The 5,017-nt window shown below is 65.6% G+C and carries 5 protein-coding genes and 1 pseudogene; 2 read left to right on the top strand and 4 right to left on the bottom strand.

What is annotated here, in order from left to right:
* Positions 1–777, top strand: a 777-nt coding sequence (locus K309_RS38730; RefSeq protein ID WP_035878846.1) for a UTP--glucose-1-phosphate uridylyltransferase, incomplete at its 5' end; no start/stop codon positions are given.
* 62 nt (positions 778–839) lie between these two features.
* On the top strand, positions 840–1,655 hold the full coding sequence (locus K309_RS0133900) for an undecaprenyl-diphosphate phosphatase (RefSeq protein ID WP_035878845.1): 816 nt from the start codon (positions 840–842) through the stop codon (positions 1,653–1,655).
* 34 nt (positions 1,656–1,689) lie between these two features.
* On the opposite strand, the gene K309_RS0133895 is transcribed toward K309_RS0133900, so the two are convergent.
* The 4 genes and pseudogenes from K309_RS0133895 to K309_RS0133880 form a co-directional block, all read right to left on the bottom strand.
* Complete coding sequence (locus tag K309_RS0133895; protein WP_029050347.1) at positions 1,690–2,742, bottom strand: phosphotransferase family protein; 1,053 nt, start codon at positions 2,740–2,742, stop codon at positions 1,690–1,692.
* Between the two features lie 30 nt (positions 2,743–2,772).
* Positions 2,773–4,245 carry an NAD(P)(+) transhydrogenase (Re/Si-specific) subunit beta gene (locus tag K309_RS0133890; RefSeq protein ID WP_029050346.1) on the bottom strand — a complete coding sequence of 491 codons (1,473 nt, stop codon included), beginning with the start codon at positions 4,243–4,245 and terminating at the stop codon, positions 2,773–2,775.
* Positions 4,242–4,589 (bottom strand): NAD(P) transhydrogenase subunit alpha part 2, encoded by a 348-nt coding sequence (locus tag K309_RS0133885; protein ID WP_029050345.1) that lies wholly within the window; start codon positions 4,587–4,589, stop codon positions 4,242–4,244. Before K309_RS0133885 ends, K309_RS0133890 begins: the two co-directional genes overlap by 4 nt.
* A 15-nt stretch (positions 4,590–4,604) precedes the next feature.
* Positions 4,605–5,017 (bottom strand): annotated as a pseudogene (locus K309_RS0133880) (NAD(P)(+) transhydrogenase (Re/Si-specific) subunit alpha); the annotation flags it as partial.

The raw sequence follows: 5,017 nt of genomic DNA, 5'->3' as shown, positions 1-5,017 counted from the left end.
TACGCCGTGGAAGAAGCCATGGCCGCCGGCATCACCGAGATGATCTTCGTCACTGGCCGCTCCAAGCGCGCCATCGAGGACCATTTCGACAAGGCCTTCGAACTGGAAGTCGAGCTCGAAGCCAAGAACAAGCGTGCGCTGCTGGACGTAGTGCGCTCGATCAAGCCGGCCAACGTCGAGTGCTTCTACGTGCGCCAGTCCGAAGCGCTTGGCCTGGGCCACGCGGTGCTGTGCGCGGCCAAGCTGGTCGGCAACACGCCGTTCGCGATCATGCTGGCCGATGACCTGATCGACGGCAACCCGCCGGTGATGAAGCAGATGGTGGACGCCTACAACCACTACAACTGCTCGGTGCTCGGCGTGGAAGAAATCACGCCGGAGCAGAGCCGTTCCTACGGCGTGGTCGATGGCCGCGAGTGGGGCGAAGGCGTGATCAAGGTATCGGGTATTGTCGAGAAACCCGCGCCGGAAGAGGCTCCATCCAACCTCGGCGTGGTCGGCCGCTACATCCTGACGCCGCGCATCTTCGAGCACCTGCGCGAACTGAAGCCCGGCGCCGGCGGCGAGTTCCAGCTGACCGACGCGATCCAGTCGCTGCTGGGCCAGGAGCAGGTGCTGGCCTATCGCTACCAGGGCACGCGCTACGACTGCGGCAGCAAGCTGGGCTACCTGAAGGCAACCGTCGAGTTTGCGCTCAAGCACCAGGAAACCGGCGCAAACTTCCGGAGCTACCTGGAGGCGCGTGGCCATCGTCTGACCGACTGCGTGATTGCCTGAAAAGGGTACCGGAACTTTCACCCCCTCCAAATACCAAGGCAACCAAAGAGGTAGCAGCCCACATGATTGACTGGATCCACCTGGGCAAGGCATTCCTTCTCGGCATCATCGAGGGCCTGACGGAGTTCCTGCCGGTATCAAGCACAGGACACCTGGTTCTGATCGGAGGCTGGATCGACTTCGAGTCCGATGAGACACGCGTGTTCCACGTGGTGATCCAGCTGGGCGCAATCCTGGCCGTCTGCTGGCTGTTCCGCGCCAAGATCATGCACCTGTGCCAGGGAGTCGCCCGGGGAGATCCGGAAGCGCTGCGCTTTGCCACTGCGGTACTGGTCGCCTTCCTGCCGGCAGCAGTCATCGGCGCGCTGTTCATCGGGCCCATCAAGCACCGGCTTTTCGATCCCGCTGTCATCGCGGCGGCATTGATCGTCGGGGGCCTGATCATCCTCTGGGTCGAGCGGCGCAGGGCGGTCCCCCGTATTCGAACCATCGAGGATTTCGGCTGGAAGCAAGCCATCGGTATCGGCCTGGCGCAGTGCATGGCCATGATTCCCGGAACCTCCCGCTCCGGAGCCACCATCGTCGGAGGAATGCTGTCCGGCGTGTCGCGGCAAGCCGCGACGGAGTTCTCCTTTTTCCTGGCCATTCCCACCATGCTGGGCGCCGCCTCCTACGACGCCATGCGGCACTATCACTTGCTCAGCATGGAGGATCTCTGGGCCATTGCCGCTGGCTTCACTGCCGCCTTCATCTCGGCTCTGTTTGTTGTCAAGGCGATGATCCGCCTGGTAGCGCGACATTCGCTGCGCGTGTTTGCCTGGTATCGCATCGTGCTTGGTCTGCTGATCGCTGTCGTGACTGCCGCCCCCTCACTTTGAGCCGGGCCTGTACGTCAATGCAATGTTCGTTCCGCTACCGGCCCGCCGCACCGTAGCGCAATGCGAACTGCCAGCCCAGTTCGGCCAGCGGCACGGCCTTCCTGCCCGTCTCGACGGCATCGGCCGCGGCGGCGTTGCCCTGGCGGGCGCGCTGGCCGATGCCATGCATGATCGCCGCGAGCCGGAAGAAGTTGTAGGCCAGGTAGAAGTCCCAGTGCTCGAGCGCGTCCGTGCCGTTGCTCTCGCCATACCAGCGCAGGTATGCCGGCTCGTCCGGAATGCCGAGCGCCTGCAGGTCCAGTCCGCCGATGCCGCGCCACAGGTCGGCCGGGATATGCCAGCTCATGCAGTGGTAGGCCAGGTCCGCCAGCGGGTCGCCCAGCGTGGACAGCTCCCAGTCCAGCACGCCCAGCACGCGCGCCTCGGTCGGGTGGAACACCAGGTTGTCCATGCGGTAGTCGCCGTGCACGAGGCAAGTCCGGTCGGCATCGGGAACGTGGTGCGGCAGCCATTCGGCCAGTGCCGCCAGTGCCGGGTTGCCGTCCATGCCGGTATCGCGGCACTGCCCGGACCAGCGTGCGACCTGGCGCGCCACGTAGCCGCCGGTGCGCCCGTAATCCTGCAGGCCGGCGGCGCGGTAGTCCACCCGGTGCAGCGCGCCGATCACGCGGTTCATTTCGCGGTAGTGGGCGGCGCGCTGTTCGCGCGCAACACCCGGCAGCGACTGGTCGTAGATAACGCGACCCTGCAGGAAGTCCATCACATAGAACGCGCTACCCAGGACAGAGATGTCTTCGCTGTACAGATGGACCCGCGGCACCGGCACGTCGGTGTCGCGCAGCGCCTGCATGACGCGGAACTCACGGTCGATGGCATGCGCCGAGGACAGCAGCTGTCCGGGCGGCCTGGTGCGCAGCACGTACTGCCGCGCGCCGCACGCGATCCGGTAGGTCGGGTTGGACTGGCCGCCCGCCAGGCGCTCCAGCGTCAGCCGGGGCTGCGCGATCAGGCCTTCGCGATGCAGCAGGGCCGCCAGCGCGGCACTGTCAAATCCTGCGTCGGTCCGTACCGCATTGGCTGCTTGCATCGATTCGTTCTCCCTGTGGCCACTTTCAGATCATGCTGCCTTGACCATGTCCTCGACCACCTTCTTGGCGTCGCCGAACACCATCATGGTCTTGTCCATGTAGAACAGCTCGTTGTCCAGACCCGCATAGCCGGCCGCCATCGAGCGCTTGTTGACGATGATGGTCTTGGCCTTGTACGCCTCCAGGATCGGCATCCCGGCGATCGGCGACTTGGGATCGGTCTTGGCCGCCGGGTTGACCACGTCGTTGGCGCCCAGGACCAGCACCACGTCGGCCTGGCCGAACTCGCTGTTGATGTCTTCCATTTCGAAGACCTGGTCGTACGGCACTTCGGCCTCGGCCAGCAGCACGTTCATGTGGCCCGGCATGCGGCCCGCCACCGGGTGGATCGCGTACTTGATGGTCACGCCCTTCTCGGTGAGCAGTTCGGTCAATTCCTTCAGCGCATGCTGCGCGCGTGCCACCGCCAGGCCGTAACCGGGGACGATGATCACGGTCTCTGCATTGCCCATCAGGAACGCGGCATCGTCGGCCGAGCCGGACTTCACGTTGCGCTGCGCCTGCGTGCCGGCGGCCGCGCCGGCCGACGCGTCGCCGCCGAAGCCGCCCAGGATCACGTTGAAGAACGAGCGGTTCATCGCGCGGCACATGATGTACGAGAGGATGGCACCGGTTGACCCCACCAGCGAGCCGGCGATGATCAGCATCGGGTTGTTCAGCGAGAAACCGATGCCGGCGGCCGCCCAGCCCGAGTACGAGTTCAGCATCGACACCACCACCGGCATGTCGGCGCCGCCGATCGGGATGATGATCAGCACGCCCAGCACGAAGGCGATGGCCAGCATGATCAGGAACGGCTGCCAGGCCTGCGTCATGAAGAAGGTGATGCCGAAGCCGACCATCGCCACCGCCAGCAGCAGGTTCAGCCAGTGCTGGCCGGGGAACACCACCGGCGCGCCCTGGAACAGGCGGAACTTGTAGCGCCCGGCCAGCTTGCCGAAGGCGATCACCGAACCGGAGAAGGTGACGGCACCGACGAAGCACCCGATGAACAGCTCGATGCGGTTGCCCAGCGGAATTTCGTTTGAACCGGCTGGCGCGATGCCGAATGCCGCGGGTTCCGCGACCGCCGCCACCGCGATGAACACCGCCGCTAGACCGATCAGCGAGTGCATCGCCGCCACCAGCTCGGGCATCCTGGTCATCTGCACCTTCCTGGCCACGTAGGCGCCGATGCCGCCGCCGACCACCAGCGCCGCCAGGATCAATGCCAGGCCGGTGCCGGTGCCGGCCTCGCCCGCACTCGCGCCCGCCAGCAACTCGTTTTTCAGCTTCAGGATCAGCGCCACCGTGGTCAGCGCCGCCACCAGCATGCCAGCCATGCCGAACGCATTGCCGCGCCGTGCCGTGGTCGGGTGCGACAGGCCTTTCAACGCCTGGATAAAGCACACCGACGCGCCCAGGTAGGACAGCGTCACCAGATTCATCGACAGGCCGTTCATTGCGCCACCTCCAGTTTCCCGCCAGCCTGCGCACTGCCCTCTGGCCGCGCCTTGGGTGCCTTCTTGCGGAACATCTCCAGCATGCGCTGCGTGACCAGGAAGCCGCCGAACACATTGACCGCCGCCAGCGCCACCGCCAGCGTGCCCATGGCCCGGCCGACATTGCCTTCGGTCAGGCCGGCGGCCAGCATCGCGCCGACGATGATGATGGCCGAGATAGCATTGGTCACCGCCATCAGCGGCGTATGCAGTGCGGGCGTGACGGTCCAGACCACGTGGTAGCCCACGTAGATCGCCAGAACAAAGATGATCAGGTTGATCACCGTGTGGCTAACCATTTCCATTTGCTTCTCCTTGAATCATCCGGCCAGCGCCGCTTCCTTGCGTCCCGCCACCAGGCAGGCAGCGACGATGTCGTCGCCGGTGTCGATCGCAAGCTTGCCCTCCTTGTCGAGGATGAGCTTGAGGAAATCCAGCACGTTGCGGGCATAGAGCGCCGAGGCGTCGGCCGCCACCATGCTGGCCAGGTTGGTATGGCCGATGAGGGTGACGCCATGGCGCTCGACCACCTCGTCGGCCACCGTCAGCGGGCAGTTGCCGCCCTGCGCGGCGGCCAGGTCGACCACCACCGAGCCCGGCTTCATCTGCTGCACGGTCGCTTCCTGCAGCAGCACCGGCGCCTTGCGGCCCGGGATCAGCGCGGTGGTGATGACGATGTCGGCCTGGATCGCGCGCTGGTGCACCAGCTCGGCCTGGCGCTTCATCCAGTCCG

This window comes from Cupriavidus phytohabitans (assembly GCF_000426345.1).
Taxonomy (GTDB): Bacteria; Pseudomonadota; Gammaproteobacteria; order Burkholderiales; family Burkholderiaceae; genus Cupriavidus.
Note: the sequence above shows the minus strand (reverse complement) of the source record. Positions and strands in the feature narration are given on the sequence as shown.

Excerpts from the sequence above, each read along its gene's own strand:
- K309_RS0133885 (WP_029050345.1), bottom strand. The coding sequence starts at position 4,589 with ATGGAAATGGTTAGCCACACGGTGATCAACCTGATCATCTTTGTTCTG.
- K309_RS0133900 (WP_035878845.1), top strand. The coding sequence starts at position 840 with ATGATTGACTGGATCCACCTGGGCAAGGCATTCCTTCTCGGCATCATC.
- K309_RS0133890 (WP_029050346.1), bottom strand. The coding sequence starts at position 4,245 with ATGAACGGCCTGTCGATGAATCTGGTGACGCTGTCCTACCTGGGCGCG.
- K309_RS0133895 (WP_029050347.1), bottom strand. The coding sequence starts at position 2,742 with ATGCAAGCAGCCAATGCGGTACGGACCGACGCAGGATTTGACAGTGCC.